Below are 18159 nucleotides of genomic sequence, written 5' to 3'. Positions count from 1 at the left end.
AAAAAGAAAATGAGTTAAAACTAAAAACGCAACGATGATACGTTCAGACGGCCTCAACCACGGGTTGTACCAACACCCACGGCGCGACCACCACCGCCCACATTTCCTGATTGTCGGCATAAAACACGCGTGCTTGGTCTTCGCTGACCACGCCGAATTTGCCGTCTGCCATCAAGGGCTGCAATTTGACGGCGGCATCGTCGGCAACATAGCGCGCGATTTCAATCAAATCCAAATCGGGTGCCACATAAACCGCAGCACCGCGGGCGAAATGGGGCTGTAATTCCGCCCATGCGATGCGGGCGGTTTCGGTGTTTAATTTTTCATTGAGCAAGGGGGCGGACATGGGCGCGCTTTTGAGTGTAGGTTGTGAAAGGGCGTATTTTAACCCAAATCATGTAGTGATTTGTAGCGGGACAATCGGATTTACAAACATACTGTTATACAGTATCATTAACAACTTTCTATTTATTTCAGACGGCCTGTCAGAGGCCGCCTGAAAACATTGGGTTGGCCATGAATTCGATTTTATTAACCGGATTGTTCCAACGGTTGCTGATTGCGCTGGCCGCACTCGGCGCACTGTGGGGCATTTATTTTTGGGCGGTCGGTACATGAGTATTGTCGTCGATAATTTAACTGTCAGCTATCAACGCCGTCCGGCGGTGCATCATGTGTCGATGGAGTTTCCCGATAACGGCATGTGGGCGGTTTTCGGCCCCAATGGTGCAGGCAAATCTACGCTGTTGAAAGCAGTAATGGGTTTGGAAAAAGCAGAAACCGGCGCAGTATATTGGGCGGGTTTACAGCGCAAAGACATCGCTTATCTGCCGCAGCAGGCCGAAGTTGACCGCACGCAGCCGATGACCGTGTTTGAATTGGCGGCGATGGGCTTGTGGTATGAAATCGGATTTTTCGGCCGGGTAAACGCAGCGCAGCGCAAACGGGTGTATGAGGCGCTCGAGCGCGTGGAAATGCAGGAGTTTGCCCGCCGCAGCATCGCGCATTTGTCCAACGGCCAATTCCAGCGCGTGTTGTTTGCCCGCATGTTGGCGCAAAATGCCAAATTTTTGCTGCTGGACGAGCCGTTTAACCACATCGATGCCCGCACCACTTATGCCTTGTTGGACGTATTGCGCCGCTGTCAGCAAAGCGGCCAAGCGGTGATTGCGGTGTTGCACGATTATGAACAAGTGCGCGCGTATTTTCCTGAAACCTTGCTGATTGCGCGGGAAAAAATTGCCGCCGGTGCCACGGAAAGCGTGTTGGCCGATGAATATTTGCTGCAAGCCAACGCCGCTATGCAGCAGCAAGAACCGGCCGATTGGTGCGAGGCATAATGTTTCAGACGGCCTCAAATAAATATAGTCGTTTAAAATAAAAATAATACAGCGTTACCTAGCTCCCTTATGTACCGGACGTATACGGCAGCCATTGCCAGCTTGTTTTATTTCTATTTTAAACGACTATAAATCAAACGTTTGAAACCCTATCTCAATATTCAGGCCGTCTGAAAACATCAATGTTCAGACGGCCTATCATAGAAATCCATCATGAATATTCAAGAATTATTCATCAAGCCTTTTGTCGAATTCGATTTCATGCGCTATGCGCTGGCATCGGTTTTCTGCTTGGCTTTGAGCGCCGCGCCGGTAGGCGTGTTTTTGGTGATGCGCCGCATGAGTTTGGTCGGCGATGCCTTGGGTCATGCCGTGTTGCCCGGTGCGGCGATCGGCTATATGTTTGCCGGATTGAGCCTGCCTGCAATGAGCATCGGCGGCTTTGTGGCCGGTTTGCTGATGGCTTTGCTGGCCGGGTTGGTAAGCCGCTTTACCACACTGAAAGAAGATGCCAACTTTGCGGCTTTTTACTTAAGCAGCTTGGCCATCGGCGTAGTGTTGGTGAGTAAAAACGGCGACAGCGTCGATTTGCTGCATTTGCTGTTCGGCTCGGTGTTGGCTGTGGACGTGGCTGCTTTGACGCTGATTGCGGCAGCTGCGTCGATTACCGCGCTGGCGTTGGCGGTGATTTACCGGCCTCTGGTGTTGGAAAGCATTGACCCGCTGTTTTTAAAGGCGGTCAACGGCAAGGGCGGCTTTTGGCATGTGCTGTTTTTGGTGCTGGTGGTGATGAACATGGTCGCCGGTTTCCAAGCGCTCGGCACGCTGATGTCGGTCGGCCTGATGATGTTGCCGGCGATTACCTCGCGGTTGTGGGCGAAAAGCATGGGCATGATGATTTCGATGGCGGCTTTGATTGCGCTGCTGTGCGGTTTTGCCGGTTTGCTGTTTTCTTATCACATCGAAATCCCGTCGGGGCCGGCGATTATTTTGTGCTGCGGCGTGTTGTATGCGTTCTCGGTGGTGTTCGGCTGGGAGGGTGGTGTGCTAACCAAATGGCTCAAACGCCGCCGCCACAAAGTCGGTTAAATTTTCAGACGGCCTGCTTGTCTAACCGGGCAGGCTGTTTTAAAATGGTTGAAATGTTACGTTATATCAAAAGGAATAAAACATGAAACAATGGAAATTGGGTGTGTTTGCGGCGTTGTTGTCCGGTGCGGCTTATGCGGCGCCTTTGCCGGTGGTGGCCAGCTTCAGCATTTTGGGTGATGTGGCCAAGCAGGTTGGCGGCGAGCGTGTGGCGGTGACTAATTTGGTCGGCCCTAACCAAGATTCGCATGCTTATCACATGACCAGCGGCGACGTAAAAAAAATCCGTTCGGCGAAACTGGTATTGCTCAACGGCTTGGGTTTGGAAGGTGCTGATGTGCATCGCGCCGTGCAGCAGAGCAAAGTACCGTTTGCCGAAGCGGCCAAAGGCATTCAGCCATTGAAAGCACAGGAAGGCGGCCATCATCATCACGGTGAGGGTGATGGCCACCACCATGACCACGGCGAATTCGATCCGCATGTTTGGACCGACCCTGTATTGATGGTGACATACGCGAAAAACGTTTCCGAGGCACTGGTTAAAGCCGATCCGGCCGGTAAAGCCTATTACGAGCAACGTTTAACTGCTTATCAAAACCAACTGAAAAAATTACACAGCGACACCCAAGCCGCGTTTAACAGTGTGCCGGCCGGTAAACGCAAAGTGTTGACCGGTCATAACGCATTTGCCTATATGGCCAAACGTTACAACGTCAATTTCATCGCCCCGCAAGGCGTGAGCAGTGCGGCAGAACCATCGGCCAAAGCGGTGGCTTCGATTATCCGCCAAATCAAACGAGAAGGCATTAAAGCCGTGTTCACCGAAAACATCAAAGACACGCGCATGATTGACCGCATCGCCAAAGAAACCGGCGTGAAAGCCAGCGGTCACTTGTATTCCGATGCCTTGGGCAACGCGCCTGCCAACACTTATGTCGGCATGTACCGCTACAACGTCAAAATCATGACCGATGCCATGAAAAAATAATGGCTTGATAACGTAATAAGACAAGGCCGTCTAAAACCGTTCCGTGTTTTCAGACGGCCTTGTAACGTTTGGTAACAATATGATACGACTGTATAATATATTAAAAATCTATATACAATCTAAAATCAGGAATCAACCATGATAGAAACCATTGAACGCGACAGTATGCAATACGATGTTGTGATTGTAGGTGCAGGTCCGGCAGGATTGTCGGCCGCCATCAAACTCAAGCAGCTTGCCCAAGCCGCCGGGCGCGAAATCAGCGTGTGTGTGGTGGAAAAAGCGTCCGAATTGGGTGCGCATACCTTATCCGGCGCGGTGATTGACCCGATTGCCTTATCAGAATTGCTGCCTGATTGGAAAGAGCGCGGCGCACCGTTGCGGGTGGAAGTGACGCGAGACAAAGTGTTATTCTTGACCGAAAAACACGCTATTCCGCTGCCGGTTACCCCCAATTTCGACAATCACGGCAATTACATCATCAGCTTGGGTGAATTGGTGCGCTGGTTAGGCGAGCAGGCTGAAGAACTCGGCGTAGAAATCTACCCGGGCTTTGCCGTGTCGGAAATTCTCTATCATGCCGACGGTTCGGTGAAAGGCATTGCCACCGGCAACATGGGCGTGGGTAAAGACGGTGAGCCGACCGATAATTTCCAGCCGGGCATGGAACTTTGGGCACAGCAAACGCTGTTTGCCGAAGGTTGCCGTGGCTCATTGAGTGAACAAATCATTAAGCGTTTCGGTCTCGATAAAGCCTGCGATGCGCAAACCTACGGCATCGGCATTAAAGAAATTTGGGAAGTCGCACCTGAAAAACACCAACAAGGCTTGGTGTTGCACAGCAGCGGTTGGCCACTCGACACCCAAACTTACGGTGGGTCGTTCCTTTATCATTTAGACGACAATAAAGTTGCCGTCGGTTTCGTGGTCGGCTTGGATTACCAAAATCCCTATCTGTCGCCGTTTGAAGAATTCCAACGTTTCAAAACACACCCGGCGATTCGCGACACCTTTGCCGGCGGCCGCCGCATCGAATACGGCGCGCGCGCCTTGGTTGAGGGCGGTTATCAAAGCATTCCGAAGCTCTCGTTTAACGGTGGCGCATTGGTTGGCGATGCAGCCGGTTTCTTAAACATGCCGCGCATTAAAGGCATTCATACCGCCATGAAATCAGGCTTGCTGGCTGCTGAAGCCGTGTTCCCGATTTTGGATAATCTGGAAGAGGTAGAAAACGTAGAACAGGGTAAAGAGGCAGTGCAATACCGTGCCTTGTTCGATCAAAGCTGGGCGCATACTGAGCTTTATGCCGCGCGTAATGTGCGCCCCTCATTCCAATGGGGCTTACTGTTCGGCGTGATGTACACCGGGATGGAGCAATTGTTTTTCAAAGGCCGTCTGCCGTTTACCTTTAAACACCACGGCAAAGACCACGACCAACTGAAAAAAGCCGCTGCGTGCAAACCGATTGTTTATCCGAAACCCGACGGCGTGTTGACCTTCGACCGCTTGAGCAGCGTGTTTCTGGCCAACATCGCGCACGAAGAAAACCAGCCGAGCCATCTGACCTTGAAAAATCCGCAAGTGATGATCGACATCAATCACAAAGAATATGCTTCACCGGAAACGCGTTATTGTCCGGCGGCGGTGTATGAAATCGTGGAAGAAAACGGCGCACCGCAATTGCAAATCAACGCATCCAACTGTGTACATTGCAAAACCTGTGATATTAAAGACCCGACGCAAAATATCGTATGGAATTGTCCGGAAGGGGCAAGCGGGCCGAATTACGGCGCAATGTAAGGGTGTCTGAAAAAGCTAGTCCGAGACCTTTGCAAAACCCCCATCTTTGACACATTTCTTCGTTATACCCTGCCGAAGGCTTGCCTATCTAGATGATATGTCTGCGCTTTCTGTGCTGCTCTAACTTTGAACTGTGCTCAACTCTGAAGTTTGACAAAGGCCTCAGCTATTGGTTTTGATTTTTGATTGTTAAACGAAAAGGCCGTCTGAAACACAATGTTTCAGGCGGCCTTTTTATTAAAATCTCAATTTATTGGCCGGCTTTCAAACCTTGCCACAAACGCACGCTTAATTTGCTGGTTTCAGGCGGTTTCGGTGAAATCACGAAGCTCTTGTCCATCACTTCTTTGCTCGGGAAAATAGACGGATCTTCCGAAAGCTTGGCATCCATCAATTTGCGCGCCGGTTGGCTGGCAGGAGCGTAGGTAACGAATGTACCGTTTTTCGCCGCCACTTTCGGGTCGAGCGTGTAGTTGATGTATTTGTGCGCATTGGCGACGTTTTGGGCATCACGCGGAATCATGAAGGAATCGATCCAAATGCCCACGCCGGTTTTCGGGGTCAAAACTTGCAGGTTTACACCGTTTTGGGCTTCGTTGGCGCGGTTTTTGGCGATGTTTAAGTCGCCGCCGTAACCCACGGCCACACACAAGTTGCCGTTGGCCATGTCATCGATGTAGCCTGAAGAGCTGAATCGTTTCACGTCACCGCGCACTTTTTTCATCATCTCTACCGCAGCTTTGAGATCATCAGCGTTTTCGCTGTTCGGGTCTTTGCCGATGTAGTTCAAGGCCAGCGGCATTTGTTCGATGGCGCTGTCTAAATAGCTGATGCCGCAAGATTTCAGCTTGGCGGTGTATTCAGGGTTGAATACCAAATCCCATTCGTTTTCAGGCAAAGCATCGCTGCCTAAAGCTTTGGCAACCAAGTCTTTATTAATCGCCAAGGTGTTGATGCCCCAGAAATAAGGCACGGCATATTTGTTACCCGGGTCGACGCTGGCCATCAGAGAGAGCAGGTCGGGGTCAATGTTGTTGTAGTTGGAAATCTGGCTCTTATCGATTTCTTGATACGCGCCGGCTTTGATTTGCCGGCCGACGTTGGCAATCGATGGGGCAACCAAGTCGTAACCAGATTTGCCGGTCAGTACTTTGGCCTCCAAGGCTTCATTGCTGTCGTAATAGTCGTAGCGGACTTTGATGTTGTTGTTTTTCTCAAAATCAGCCAAGGTTTGCGGATCGACATAATCAGACCAGTTGTAGATATTCAGATTGCTGGATTGCGGCGCGGCTTGTTGTGGTTCGCTGGCTTGTGGCGCGGTTGTTTCGGCCGGTTTGTCAGAGCCGCCGCAGGCCGCCAGTGCTAGGGTGATACAGGCGGTGAGAAAAGTTTTTTTCATGGTGTACAGTCCTTTTGTCGGGAAATGGAATAAATTGCAGCGGTGGGCAAAGGATTTAACCTTTAAACCACATACAAAAGGGAAACTGTGGTGGGGCGGCAGGCGCTAGATACCTCGTGCCGTCCTTGATTCAGCAAGCTTGCATTAAACGTTAAAAACCTTGCAAATGCAATAGTTTAAAAGCGGTAAAATGACACTTTTAACGGTGCCTTCCGCTATGGGTTTATTCGCAAACGATAAAATTTTTTCAGACGGCCTCGGAAATGTTGTGTTGATTTGTCAAAACCGTATGATTTGTGGGAAAATCAGCACATTAAATTTTTAAAGGGCGAGACCGTGTTAGACAGAGAAGGCTATCGCCCCAATGTCGGTATTATCCTTACGAACGATAAGAATCAAGTATTTTGGGGCAAGCGTGTGCGCGAGCATTCGTGGCAGTTTCCGCAAGGCGGCATCAAACCGGGCGAAAGTCCGGAAACGGCAATGTACCGCGAATTGTTGGAAGAAGTGGGCCTGTTGCCGCAACACGTGAAAATTTTAGGCCGCACGCGCGACTGGCTGCGCTACGATGTACCGACGCACTGGGTGCGCCGAGAATGGCGCGGTTCATACCGCGGCCAGAAGCAGATTTGGTATTTGCTGCGTTTGGTCGGCCGCGAGAGCGACGTCAATCTGCGCGCCACGCACCATCCTGAGTTTGACGGCTGGCGTTGGCACGATTATTGGGCGCCGGTGGATGAAGTGATTGATTTCAAACGCGATGTGTATTTGGGCGCGCTTACCGAGTTATCGCGCTTTATACGCAGTGTGGAAACTTATGGCGAATTTGCTCAACGTATTCAGCAGCAAAAAGAGAAGTAGGGCAAATGCTTTCAGACCGTCTGAATGAGCACTTGCCGGTTTGTAGCAAAGTTGTCCCATAATGTCCCATAACCAAAGAGCAGATGCCGTCTGAAGCTGTTTTCAGACGGCATCTGCTCTGTTTATCGGGCTGAAGCAAAACTGTTTGAAGCACTTTAACGGCGGTCATCATCATCACGGTCATCATCCTGATAGTCATTACGGTCGTGATTACCATCATCGTCACGGTCGGATTGCTCGAATCGTGTGCCGTTGCGGTCGTTGTCGCGGCCACGGTCGTTATCGCCGCCGCACGCGGCCAGCATCAAAGCGGATAAGGCCAAGGCCAACAATGATTCTTTCATCTTCAATAACCTTTTGGAAGTCTGCGAGTAGGTTGAGTCTATAATCAATCCGCTTGCGGGTAAATATGGCTGCGGGTTAATCTTTGTTCAGGCGGAGGGCATAATCGCCGTTATGGCCGTCTGAAAGGAGCGAAACATGTTAAAATCCCACTTTTTGCTGTTGGCGCATTCTCGATTCTTTACCGAACACATTTTCAGACGGCCTGTCTGAATGCATTACCTTAGAAAAAACATCATGACTCAAAAACACTATTCCGAATCCAGTATTACCGTCTTAAAAGGCTTGGAGCCGGTGAAAGAGCGTCCGGGCATGTATACCCGCACCGACAGCCCGACCCACATCTGCCAAGAAGTCATCGACAATGCCGCCGACGAAGCCTTGGGCGGTTTCGCCAGCGAAATCGGTGTGACGATACACGACGACGGTTCTTTATCCGTGCGCGACAACGGCCGCGGTATTCCGACCGGTATGCATCCGGCGGAAGGGTTGCCGGTAGTGGAGCTGGTGTTTACCCAATTGCATGCCGGCGGCAAGTTTAATAAAAAAGACGGCGGTGCCTATGCCTTTTCAGGCGGCCTGCACGGTGTCGGCGTGTCGGTGACCAACGCGTTGTCGAAACGCTTGGAAGTGACCGTCAAACGCGAAGGCAAAATCCACCGCATCGTGTTTGCCGGCGGCGACGTGATTGAGCCTTTAAGCGAAATCGGCAAATGTGCAGTCAAAGATTCGGGCACCGAAGTGCGCGTGTGGCCGGACGGCAAATATTTCGAATCGCCGCAATACAGCATTCCCGAATTAGAACGCCTGTTGCGCGCCAAAGCCGTGTTGCTGCCGGGCGTAACCGTGTCGCTGGCGCGTCCGGTAAAAGGAGAAGCCGAGCCGGAAACCCAAACATGGCATTACCCCAACGGCCTGAAAAGTTACCTGATGGATTTAATCAGCGAAGCGCAGGAAGCGGTGCCGCTGTTTGCCAGCGAAAACTACATTTCAGGCGGCCACGACAGCGATTTTGCCGTGGGCGAGGGAGCAGCCTTTGCGCTGACTTGGCTGGAAGAAGGCACTTGCGCCAATGAGAGCTATGTCAACCTGATTCCGACGCCGTTGGGCGGTACGCACGAAGCCGGTTTGAAACAGGCTGTGTTCAATGCCGTCAACAACTTCATCACGCTGCATAATTTATTGCCGCGCGGCGTGAAAGTGCAAAGCGATGACGTGTTCAACAAAGTTGCCTTCGTACTGAGCGCGCGCGTGCTTGACCCGCAATTTCAAGGTCAAACCAAAGACAAGCTCACCAACCGTGATGCGTTGAAGCTGGTCGCTGCCGTATCGGGTGATCCCTTGGAATTGTGGTTAAACCAAAACGTCGAAGCCGGTAAAAAAATTGCCGAATTGGCGATCAAACAGGCGCAGGCGCGTATGCGTTCGGTGAAAAAAATCGAGAAGAAAAAAGGCAGCGGCGTGGCTGTGTTGCCGGGCAAACTCACCGACTGCGAAAGCGAAGACGTGCGCGAAAACGAGTTGTTTTTAGTCGAGGGCGATTCGGCCGGCGGTTCGGCCAAGTTGGCGCGCGACAAGGCCACCCAAGCCATTCTGCCTTTGCGCGGTAAAGTGTTGAACAGTTTTGAAGTGCATCCCGACCAACTTTTCGGCAATGCGGAAATCCACGATATTTCCGTAGCCATCGGTGTCGATCCGCACGGTGTGAACGACAACCCCGACTTAAGCGGCCTGCGCTACGGCAAAATTGCCATTTTGTCTGATGCCGATGTGGACGGCTCGCATATTCAAGTGTTGCTGCTGACCCTGTTTTACCGCCATTTCCCGAAACTGGTTTCAGACGGCCATATTTATGTTGCCCAACCGCCGTTGTTCCGCGTGGATGTGAACGCGCAAGGCAAATCCAAACCCGCCCGCAAATTCTACGCGCTCGACCAAGCCGAACTTGACGGCATTTTAGAACGCCTGCAAAAAGAAGGCGTCAAAGAAACGGCTTATTCCATCAGCCGCTTCAAAGGCTTGGGCGAGATGAATCCCGACCAGCTCAAAGACACCACCATGCACCCCGATACCCGCCGCCTGTTGCAAGTGCAGATTCCCGAAGGCAGCAGCGAGGAGACCTACGATATTTTCGTGAAGCTGATGGGCAAAGGCGAAGCCGCCAGCCGCCGCGCGTGGATGGAAGCAGAAGGCGATACGGCGGAAGTGGATATTTGATGAGTGAATTGTAATGGAGGCCGTCTGAAGTCACGCTGAGGCCTTTGTAAAACTTTTTAAGAGCTAGGACACCAAAAACTGACGTGATTAGCTGCGCAAGTCCGCTACGCTTCACCCCGCGCAGCTAATGACGGCTTAAAGATTTCTGAAAATTACGAGTTTTGCAAAGGTTTCAAACTATCTTTTTCAGACGGCCTAAACAAAAGAATCGGGTTATTTTTGACCCGATTCTTTTGTTTTTTGATTCGAAATGCACTATTAACGCAATCCAATTACGGCTAGACTGCGGTTTTGATTCCCATCTTTTACACCGCAAGGAGACGTAATATGAAAACCGCATTGTTGATTGTCGATTTCCAAAACGATTATTTCCCAAGCTTTGAAGGCGCCAATTTCCTTTGGCCGGCACCGAAGCAGCAGCGGAGCAGGGCGCGAAATTGTTGAAGGTATTCCGCGACAAAAACTTGCCCGTGTTTCATGTGCGTCATGTGTTCGCCGGTGAGTGTGCGCCGTTTTTTGCAGAAAACAGCGAAGGTGTGCGGTTCCATCTGCTATTTGAACCAAAAGAAGGCGAAGCGGTGATTACCAAGCATGAAATCAACAGCTTCCGCGGTACCACCGATTTACGTGCGCAATTGCAGCAGCAAGGTATTGAGCGCTTGCTGATTATCGGCGCGATGAGTCATATGTGTATCGATGCGGCCACCCGCGCGGCAGCGGATTTGGGCTATCAATGCCATGTTGCCCGCGATGCGTGCGCGACGCGTGATTTGGAATTCGGCGGCAAAACCGTGGCTGCGGCTGATGTGCACGTCGCTTATATGTCGGCATTGGCGTTTGCTTATGCCAATGTGGATACTGCGGATAATTTGGCAAAATTGGTTTGATAATTTTTTCAAAATCAAGAACAAAGGCCGCCTGAAATGTTCAGACGGCCTTTGTTGTATGCATTACTTCAACAGATTTTTAATAATACCCATCACGCTGCGGGAGATGGCGTTGGTCACTTGGCGGTTGATTTGGCTGCCGACGGCATCGGCCACATTGTAGCCTACGCCTTGGCCGGATTTTTTACGGCCGCCCGTCAGGCCGCCGATAAAGCCGCCGAGCAAACCCGGATCTTGATTGGCTTGGGCTTTGGCCGCTTCTTTTTCAGCTTGCACCTGCGCTTTGGCGGCTTCTTCCGCTTGCTTGGCTGCGGCTTGCTCGCTGTCCAGTTCGGCTAAAGCTTCAAAAGCCGAATAGTTGTCGATCATGTCTTTGTAGGTCTGATACAGATCATCGTGCTGATACAAAGCATCTCGTTCTTCTTTGGACAATGGGGCCAATGCGGATTGCGGCGGCAATACATACGCGCGTTCCACCGGTGCGGGCATGCCTTTTTCGTCTAAGAAAGACACCAGGGCTTCACCCACGCCCAGTTCGGCGATGGCTTCAGCGACTTTGATATTCGGGTTGCTGCGGAAGGTTTCGGCAGCAGCACGCACGGCTTTTTGGTCGCGCGGGGTAAAGGCGCGCAGCGCGTGTTGCACACGGTTACCCAATTGGCCGAGAATGGTATCCGGCAAATCAAGCGGATTCTGTGTCACGAAATACACGCCCACGCCTTTGGAACGAATCAGGCGCACCACTTGCTCGACTTGTTCTACCAATGCCGCAGCAGCGTTGTCGAACATCAAATGCGCTTCGTCGAAGAACATCACGAATTTCGGTTTTTCCGGATCGCCGACTTCGGGCAGCATTTCAAACAATTCGGCCAGCATCCACAATAAGAACGCGCTGTACATACGCGGTGAGCGCATCAGCCTTTCTGAATTCAGGATATTGATTACGCCTTTGCCGTTTTCAGACTGCATCCAGTCTGCCAAATTCAATGCCGGTTCGCCGAAGAAACCGTTGGCACCTTCGTTTTCTAAAGTCAGCAATTGGCGTTGAATTGCGCCGATACTGGCGGCGGAAACGTTGCCGTATTGGGTGCGGTATTCGGCGGCGTTGTCGGAAACGTGTTTCAACATGCTGCGCAGGTCTTTCAAATCCCAAATATGCCAGCCCCGGTCGTCAGCCACTTTGAAAACCAAATTCAGCAAGCCTTCTTGGGTGTCGTTCAAATTCATCAAACGCGCCAGCAGCATCGGCCCCATTTCGGATACGGTCACGCGCACGGGAATGCCGGTTTCGCCGAATACGTCCCAAAAGCGCACCGGGAAATTTTGCAGCCAGCTTTCGCCCAGCCCAAATTCGGCAATGCGCTCTCCCACCTTACCGCTGGCGGCACCGACTTGCGAAATGCCTGACAAATCGCCTTTTACGTCGACCAAAAACACCGGCACGCCTTGGCTGCTGAAGGCTTCGGCCATACGGCGCAGGGTTACGGTTTTACCGGTACCGGTTGCGCCGGCAATCAGACCGTGGCGGTTGGCCATTTTGCCTTGGATTTCAAGAGAAACGTCGCCGACGCGGGCGATAGGGAAGGTGGTCATGAAGGTTCCTTTGCTTGGATGGTTTGAAAAATAAGTTATTTTCTTATGTTTCCGCACATAGGGCAACAGATAGGAACAAGGCCGTCTGGAAAGTACGGGACGGTTTTGAAGATTGCTCCGACTCTGAGTATATCGGATACGGGAATCCGTCCGACGGCACCTATGTTCTCGAAAAAAATCAACCTGAAAATTTTGTTAGGCGGTTTTTTTATTGTATTTGGGTGGTGTTTTCATTTATTAATAAAACTTATAAAATAGTTTCAAAAAATAAACTGATACGGATTATCAGTGTCAATATAACAGCAGACAGATAAAAACGTTTGCTGTTATTTTTTCAACTATTTAGGAGTATTTAATATGCAAACATTGAGCATGAATGATTTACAGCAGGTTTCCGGCGGTTTTGACTTAGGTAAAACGGTTGCTTCGGATACAGGCGGATTTGTCGGAGGGGGAGCGGGCGCATTAGCCGGTACCTTTACCGGAATGGCATTAGGTGCGATTGGCAGTCCGGCCGGTATGGCTGCGGGTGGTTATATCGGTGGTGCCGTAGGTGGATATTTAGGCGGCAAATTAGGTTCATTTGTAAGTGAAAAATCGTTTGGCTATTAAATGACCATTGTTATTCCGTATCCTGAAAAATATTGTGCAGGATACGGAATTTTTACAAATTATCGGAAAGGATGCCGATATGAAAAATTTTGGGAAAATTATAAGAAGAATTTACGCTTGCTGATGAGGCTCAGCAGGCGATACTGGAAGATATTTGCCATTATATGTTTCGCCTCCAGTTTTATCGTTACCGTCATAAACTTCGTTCTGAGCTTCTATATTATCGATGCGAAATATTTTCTGGGAGACGACCGTTTTTTTTCTGACGGTATCAAAGCCATCCTTGTGGTTATGCTAATGCATTTTATGTTTTGGGAATACATAAAATATAAGCATAGAAAGAAAAACCCGCTTTCAGATTAGATCAGCAGACTTGCCCAAATCTGTTTGTCAAAGTCGTTCAGACTCATCGAACGCACCGTAAGCAGCGTGCTTCTTCCCGAAATGGTCACGCACACGGGAATACCGGTGTTGCCGTAAGCATCTCAAAAGCTGTACATAGGGTGGGCACTTGCAGCCTATGCTGTTTTGATTTTCCCGAATATCCGAAACAGTGGGCAAATGTCCTCTCTGCGCTTTTTGGGCGTTTCTATTTTAATCCGTGATATTCAGCTGTGTCTAAGCGTTGCCGTATGGTTAGACGGTTTGGCGGTTATGCCGCTATTGGGAGTAAGAGGCCGTCTGAAACGGTAGCCGTGTCTGCTTCACGCGGTAAATGTTCAGACGGCCTGTGCTTTCAGAATAAATTGAAATCTTTTATAATTTCAAACTTTTCAATTGCCGGAAACGGTTTGTGAAGATATTATGACTGTTGCGAAAAAGCCTTTGGGCGAAAAGCAGATGGCGGTGTTGATGGCGATGTTGATTGCGCTGATGCCGTTTTCCATCGATGCCTATCTGCCGGCGATTCCTGAAATGGCGGAAAATTTGGGCTCGAATATTCACCGAATCGAGCAAAGCTTGAGTATGTTTTTGTTCGGCACAGCGTTTGGACAATTGGTCGGCGGCTCGGTGTCGGACATCAAAGGGCGCAAGCCGGTGGCACTGGTCGGGCTGGCACTGTATTTTATCAGCGTGTTGGGGCTGACGATGATCAGCAACGTCGAGCAATTACTTACCTTGCGTGCGCTGCAGGCGTTTGGTGCCGGTATGACGGTGGTGGTGGTCGGTGCTTTGGTTCGCGACCATTACGACGGACGAAAAGCGGCACAGATGTTTGCGCTCATCGGTATTATTTTGATGATTGTGCCGCTTATGGCGCCGATGGTCGGCGCGCTGTTGCAGAGCTTGGGCGGCTGGCGGGCGATTTTCTGGTTTTTAACCGCTTATGCCGTATTATTGCTGGTGTTGGTGACATTTTTTCTGCCGAAACCAACGCGTACCGATAGAATCAGCCGCGAAATTTTTGCCGTGGCCGGCGCTAGGTTCAAACATGTATTGGGCAACAAAGGCGCGATGGGCTACCTGTTTTTCCAAGCGTTCAGTTTTGCCTCGATGTTTGCGTTTTTGACCGAATCTTCGTTTGTGTATATGCACTTATATGAAGTTTCGTCACACGGCTATGCGTGGATTTTCGGCTTGAACATCATCACCATGGCTTTGTTCAACCGTGTGACGGCGTGGCGCTTGAAAACGGGCATTCATCCGCAGAATATTTTGCGCTGGGGCATTATCATTCAGTTTGCTGCCAATTTTCTGATGGTGCTGCTGGTGTGGGTGAACGGTTTGCCGCCGATGTGGGCATTGGTGGGCTGCGTAATGGTTTCTGTCGGCACACAAGGTTTGGTCAGCGCCAATACGCAGGCGTGTTTTATGAGTTATTTCAAGAAAGAAAGCGGCAGCGCCAATGCGGTGTTGGGTGTGTGCCAGTCGGTGATTGGTGCGGTGGTGGGCATGTTGGCCACATGGTTGCACAACGGTACGGCTTTGATTATGCCGGTGATGATGCTCATGGCGACGGTGTGTGGCATTGTGTTGCTGTGGGTGTGTTCGCATGAGGCGTGGATTGAAAATGACAAAAACCAGGGCGAGTTTAAATAAAAATATTGATTTTGCGTTAAGAGCGCAATGAAATACCGTTTAAACGCAATCATTGGGCTTTAATGCTTTCATTTCCGGCATCAGGCCGTCTGAAAGCCTTTCAGACGGCCTGTTTAATGCTAAAATCGCTACATTCACGAATTCATGCAAGAGAAACATCATGTCGATTGATGAGCAGTTAAAACCCCACCGCGATGCGATTGACGAAATAGACGCTACCGTATTGCGTCTGTTAAACGAACGCGCCGGACACGCACACGCCATTGGTGAGCTCAAAGGAACCGGTACGGTATATCGCCCCGAGCGCGAAGCCGCCGTACTGCGCCGTATTCAAGAATTGAACCAAGGACCGCTGCCGAATGAGTCGGTGGCGCGCCTGTTCCGCGAAATCATGAGCGAATGTCTGGCGGTAGAGCGCCCGCTGACCATTGCTTATTTAGGTCCGCAAGGCACGTTTACCCAGCAGGCAGCCATTAAGCATTTCGGCCACGCGGCTTATACGCAAGCCTGTACTACGGTCGATGATTGTTTCAAAATGGTGGAAACACGCCAAGCCGATTATTTGGTGGCGCCGGTGGAAAATTCGACCGAAGGCTCCATTGGCCGTACGCTGGATTTGCTGGCTGTATCGGCACTCAAAGCCTGTGGTGAAGTGGTGGTGCGGATTCATCATAATTTGCTGCGTAAAAACAGCTACGAAATCAATGGTGTAACCAAAGTCTTTGCCCACGCGCAAGCTTTGGCGCAATGTAACGACTGGTTGGGACGCAACCTGCCCAATGCCGAGCGTATCCCAGTATCCAGTAATGCTGAAGCCGCGCGTATTGTAGCCGAGTCTGACGATGGTACCCTGGCTGCGATTGCCGGCATTACCGCTGCGGAAATCTATCAATTAAACATTGCCGGTGAGTGCATCGAAGATGAGCCGAACAATACCACGCGCTTTTTGGTGCTGGGTCATCAAGACACCAACAGCACGGGAAGTGACAAAACATCGTTGGTGATTTCTACGCCAAACCGCGCCGGTGCGGTGATGGGTTTGCTGCAGCCGTTTACTGATTTGGGCATTTCCATGACCAAATTTGAAAGCCGCCCGAGCAAATCGGCCTTGTGGGAATATTTGTTCTTTATTGATATTGAAGGCCATAAAGACGATGAGCGCGTGCAAAAAGCCTTGCAATTATTGAGTGAACGCGCGTCGTTTGTGAAAGTGATTGGTTCTTATCCGACTGTGGTGTTGTAAAGATTTAAGCAGACCAAGGCCGTCTGAAACCTGATTGCATAATGTGAAGAAGGGTTTTCAGACGGCCTGAGACCTTTGCAAAAACCCCAAAACTCCCCTAAATTCCCCCTAAATTCCCCTAAAGAATTCAGAGGCGTTTTTTTATGAGCAGCTTCTTCCACCAACAAGCCCGAATCATGACGGGTAAACATACCGGCAGCTGCCCGTTGCTCAAAATTAACCGGCTGCCCGATTGGCAGCCCGTCGGACAACTGCCCAACCGGCAAAAGACCCGTTACATCCGCGGCCACCGCGGCCGCCCCGCCTATCCGCTGCCGCCCGTGCTCAAAGCCGTATTGCCCGGCCAATGGCACAGCCTTTCCGATCCGGAATCGGAACGCTGTCTGGCTACCCGTCCGGATTTCTGCTTCTTCTGCGGCTTTGATAAACCCGCCTTACCCGACCACAGCACCCCTGCCGTTTCCGCAACCGGCCGGCACAGGATGACGCCTTAGCCCGGCTTCCCGAACTGATTAACCGCCGGCTGACCGAAAAAGGCTTAAAAACAGAGAAAGCCCCGGCAGCAGTGATTGACGCCGCCATCATCCAAACTGCCGGCGGCAAACAGCGTCAGGCTGTCGAAACCGATGAAAACGGCATCACTGCCGAAACCCTGCCCGGCAAAGACAAGGATGCGCGCCGGGTGAAGAAAGAGGGCAAATTCACCCCGGCCAACGCCCGTGAGTGCAACCATTTCGAACCGCTGCCGGACGGCACCGCACCCGGAACAACCGTCTGTCCGATAAGGGGTATGACAGTAAAGCCAACCGGGAGCATCTGCAAAGCAAACGGCTGTCCGGCGGCATGATGCGTAAGGCACAGCGGGGCAAACCTTTAACGGAGCAGGAGAAACAGCGCAATACGCAGCTGTCGGAAGGGCGCTGTGCGGCCGGGCAAACCTTCGGTACGCCACACCGGAAATCCGGCTGTAAAAGAGCGCGTTATTTCGGTTTGCGGAAAGTGCCGGCGCAAAGCCATTTGAAAGCGGTGTGCCTGAACCTGCCAAAGGCAGCCGGCAGGCTTCGTGTGCCTGCTGCTGCCTGAAAAGGGCAACGGGCACCCCGATAAAGGGGCTGACTGGGGGAAATACGGACGGGAAACACGTCTGAAAATGAAAAAACGGTTACTTAATTGTTCAGGTAACCGTTTGGATGGGATGGCCGGTATTTCGCAAAGGTCTCGGCCTTTTTATTGAATTTTAAGGTTGATAAATGCTGCAATCTTGATCTGTGCCTTTGAAAAAAGCATCGTCAGTGTCACATGAACTGGCCGAACGTTCGCAGATAAAAGTCGTCAGCGATTCATCGATTTTCAATACGCGCGGTTCGTTTTGGCTATCGAAGGCAACAGCTTTCAATGTGAATTTTCCATCGTGAGCGCCTCGGGCATTGTTGTTGGGGCGTATGCAGAATTTGTCGGTAGCGGTAATGGGTAATGCAGGCCAGGTGGTTGAAGTTTGTTTGAAGGAGCCTTTTTGCTGGTAAAAACGCTCCATAAATTGACCGTTTTGTACCAACGCAGCTTGTGCAGCACGTAAATCTGCTTTTTTAATATAGATTTGATAAGCAGGATAGGCGACGGCAGCCAAGATGCCCAGCATAGCGATGACAATTAAAAGCTGAACGAGAGAAAAGCCGGATTGTGAAAATCGCATATATAATTACCAATAAAATGTTTACTCAAATTAGCATATTATGCGATTTTAATTG

Annotated in this window: 15 protein-coding genes and 1 pseudogene; 11 read left to right on the top strand and 5 right to left on the bottom strand. The window is 50.8% G+C overall.

Annotated features, from left to right (window positions below; all coding sequences use genetic code 11):
• Positions 1-43: 43 nt before the first annotated feature.
• A complete protein-coding gene (locus CGZ65_RS10075) occupies positions 44-346 on the bottom strand; it encodes a DUF2288 domain-containing protein (protein ID WP_096295714.1) in 303 nt (100 codons plus the stop codon).
• 268 nt (positions 347-614) lie between these two features.
• On the opposite strand from CGZ65_RS10075, the gene CGZ65_RS10070 reads away from it, so the two are divergent.
• The 4 genes from CGZ65_RS10070 to CGZ65_RS10055 all read left to right on the top strand — a co-directional run bounded on the left by CGZ65_RS10070 (position 615) and on the right by CGZ65_RS10055 (position 5217).
• A complete protein-coding gene (locus CGZ65_RS10070) occupies positions 615-1340 on the top strand; it encodes a metal ABC transporter ATP-binding protein (RefSeq protein ID WP_096295713.1) in 726 nt (241 codons plus the stop codon).
• Between the two features lie 213 nt (positions 1341-1553).
• Entirely contained in the window at positions 1554-2429 is an 876-nt protein-coding gene (locus CGZ65_RS10065) for a metal ABC transporter permease (RefSeq protein ID WP_096295712.1), read from the top strand.
• A gap of 82 nt (positions 2430-2511) precedes the next feature.
• On the top strand, positions 2512-3417 hold the full coding sequence (locus tag CGZ65_RS10060) for a metal ABC transporter solute-binding protein, Zn/Mn family (RefSeq protein WP_096295711.1): 906 nt from the start codon (positions 2512-2514) through the stop codon (positions 3415-3417).
• Positions 3418-3555: 138 nt separating this feature from the next.
• The gene (locus CGZ65_RS10055) at positions 3556-5217 is read left to right on the top strand and encodes an electron transfer flavoprotein-ubiquinone oxidoreductase (RefSeq protein ID WP_096295710.1); all 1662 of its coding nucleotides are present in this window, start codon (positions 3556-3558) and stop codon (positions 5215-5217) included.
• A 250-nt stretch (positions 5218-5467) separates the two neighbouring features.
• Here CGZ65_RS10055 and CGZ65_RS10050 read toward each other — a convergent pair whose 3' ends face one another.
• Positions 5468-6616: a polyamine ABC transporter substrate-binding protein gene (locus tag CGZ65_RS10050; protein ID WP_096295709.1), complete on the bottom strand. Its 1149-nt coding sequence runs from the start codon at positions 6614-6616 to the stop codon at positions 5468-5470.
• Between the two features lie 336 nt (positions 6617-6952).
• Here CGZ65_RS10050 and CGZ65_RS10045 point away from each other — a divergent pair, with 336 nt between their 5' ends.
• A complete protein-coding gene (locus tag CGZ65_RS10045; RefSeq protein WP_096296171.1) occupies positions 6953-7477 on the top strand; it encodes an RNA pyrophosphohydrolase in 525 nt (174 codons plus the stop codon).
• Between the two features lie 155 nt (positions 7478-7632).
• Here the strand turns inward: CGZ65_RS10045 and CGZ65_RS10040 are convergent, their stop codons facing one another.
• A complete protein-coding gene (locus CGZ65_RS10040) occupies positions 7633-7821 on the bottom strand; it encodes a hypothetical protein (RefSeq protein ID WP_096295708.1) in 189 nt (62 codons plus the stop codon).
• A gap of 235 nt (positions 7822-8056) precedes the next feature.
• Here CGZ65_RS10040 and CGZ65_RS10035 point away from each other — a divergent pair, with 235 nt between their 5' ends.
• Both CGZ65_RS10035 and CGZ65_RS10030 read left to right on the top strand, forming a co-directional pair.
• Positions 8057-10036 carry a DNA topoisomerase IV subunit B gene (locus CGZ65_RS10035; protein WP_096295707.1) on the top strand — a complete coding sequence of 660 codons (1980 nt, stop codon included), beginning with the start codon at positions 8057-8059 and terminating at the stop codon, positions 10034-10036.
• A gap of 398 nt (positions 10037-10434) precedes the next feature.
• Complete coding sequence (locus CGZ65_RS10030; protein WP_198345279.1) at positions 10435-10923, top strand: cysteine hydrolase family protein; 489 nt, start codon at positions 10435-10437, stop codon at positions 10921-10923.
• A gap of 63 nt (positions 10924-10986) precedes the next feature.
• On the opposite strand, the gene CGZ65_RS10025 is transcribed toward CGZ65_RS10030, so the two are convergent.
• Positions 10987-12516, bottom strand: a complete 1530-nt coding sequence (locus CGZ65_RS10025) for a helicase HerA-like domain-containing protein (RefSeq protein ID WP_096295706.1) — start codon at positions 12514-12516, stop codon at positions 10987-10989.
• 357 nt (positions 12517-12873) lie between these two features.
• Here CGZ65_RS10025 and CGZ65_RS10020 point away from each other — a divergent pair, with 357 nt between their 5' ends.
• From CGZ65_RS10020 to CGZ65_RS10000, 4 genes and pseudogenes are all read left to right on the top strand, one after another.
• Entirely contained in the window at positions 12874-13128 is a 255-nt protein-coding gene (locus CGZ65_RS10020) for a bacteriocin (protein WP_096295705.1), read from the top strand.
• Between the two features lie 804 nt (positions 13129-13932).
• Positions 13933-15168: a multidrug effflux MFS transporter gene (locus CGZ65_RS10010; protein WP_096295704.1), complete on the top strand. Its 1236-nt coding sequence runs from the start codon at positions 13933-13935 to the stop codon at positions 15166-15168.
• A gap of 160 nt (positions 15169-15328) precedes the next feature.
• On the top strand, positions 15329-16411 hold the full coding sequence (gene pheA, locus CGZ65_RS10005; protein WP_096295703.1) for a prephenate dehydratase: 1083 nt from the start codon (positions 15329-15331) through the stop codon (positions 16409-16411).
• Between the two features lie 143 nt (positions 16412-16554).
• Positions 16555-17494 (top strand): annotated as a pseudogene (locus tag CGZ65_RS10000) (transposase).
• 154 nt (positions 17495-17648) lie between these two features.
• Here the strand turns inward: CGZ65_RS10000 and CGZ65_RS09995 are convergent.
• A complete protein-coding gene (locus CGZ65_RS09995; protein ID WP_096295702.1) occupies positions 17649-18104 on the bottom strand; it encodes a type IV pilin protein in 456 nt (151 codons plus the stop codon).
• Positions 18105-18159: the final 55 nt, after the last annotated feature.

This window comes from Neisseria weixii (genome assembly GCF_002327085.1).
Classification (GTDB): domain Bacteria; phylum Pseudomonadota; class Gammaproteobacteria; order Burkholderiales; family Neisseriaceae; genus Neisseria; species Neisseria weixii.
Note: the sequence above shows the minus strand (reverse complement) of the source record. Positions and strands in the feature narration are given on the sequence as shown.

Excerpts from the sequence above, each read along its gene's own strand:
- CGZ65_RS10075 (WP_096295714.1), bottom strand. The coding sequence starts at position 346 with ATGTCCGCCCCCTTGCTCAATGAAAAATTAAACACCGAAACCGCCCGC.
- CGZ65_RS10070 (WP_096295713.1), top strand. The coding sequence starts at position 615 with ATGAGTATTGTCGTCGATAATTTAACTGTCAGCTATCAACGCCGTCCG.
- CGZ65_RS10065 (WP_096295712.1), top strand. The coding sequence starts at position 1,554 with ATGAATATTCAAGAATTATTCATCAAGCCTTTTGTCGAATTCGATTTC.
- CGZ65_RS10060 (WP_096295711.1), top strand. The coding sequence starts at position 2,512 with ATGAAACAATGGAAATTGGGTGTGTTTGCGGCGTTGTTGTCCGGTGCG.
- CGZ65_RS10055 (WP_096295710.1), top strand. The coding sequence starts at position 3,556 with ATGATAGAAACCATTGAACGCGACAGTATGCAATACGATGTTGTGATT.
- CGZ65_RS10050 (WP_096295709.1), bottom strand. The coding sequence starts at position 6,616 with ATGAAAAAAACTTTTCTCACCGCCTGTATCACCCTAGCACTGGCGGCC.
- CGZ65_RS10040 (WP_096295708.1), bottom strand. The coding sequence starts at position 7,821 with ATGAAAGAATCATTGTTGGCCTTGGCCTTATCCGCTTTGATGCTGGCC.
- CGZ65_RS10035 (WP_096295707.1), top strand. The coding sequence starts at position 8,057 with ATGACTCAAAAACACTATTCCGAATCCAGTATTACCGTCTTAAAAGGC.
- CGZ65_RS10025 (WP_096295706.1), bottom strand. The coding sequence starts at position 12,516 with ATGACCACCTTCCCTATCGCCCGCGTCGGCGACGTTTCTCTTGAAATC.
- CGZ65_RS10020 (WP_096295705.1), top strand. The coding sequence starts at position 12,874 with ATGCAAACATTGAGCATGAATGATTTACAGCAGGTTTCCGGCGGTTTT.
- CGZ65_RS10010 (WP_096295704.1), top strand. The coding sequence starts at position 13,933 with ATGACTGTTGCGAAAAAGCCTTTGGGCGAAAAGCAGATGGCGGTGTTG.
- pheA (WP_096295703.1), top strand. The coding sequence starts at position 15,329 with ATGTCGATTGATGAGCAGTTAAAACCCCACCGCGATGCGATTGACGAA.
- CGZ65_RS09995 (WP_096295702.1), bottom strand. The coding sequence starts at position 18,104 with ATGCGATTTTCACAATCCGGCTTTTCTCTCGTTCAGCTTTTAATTGTC.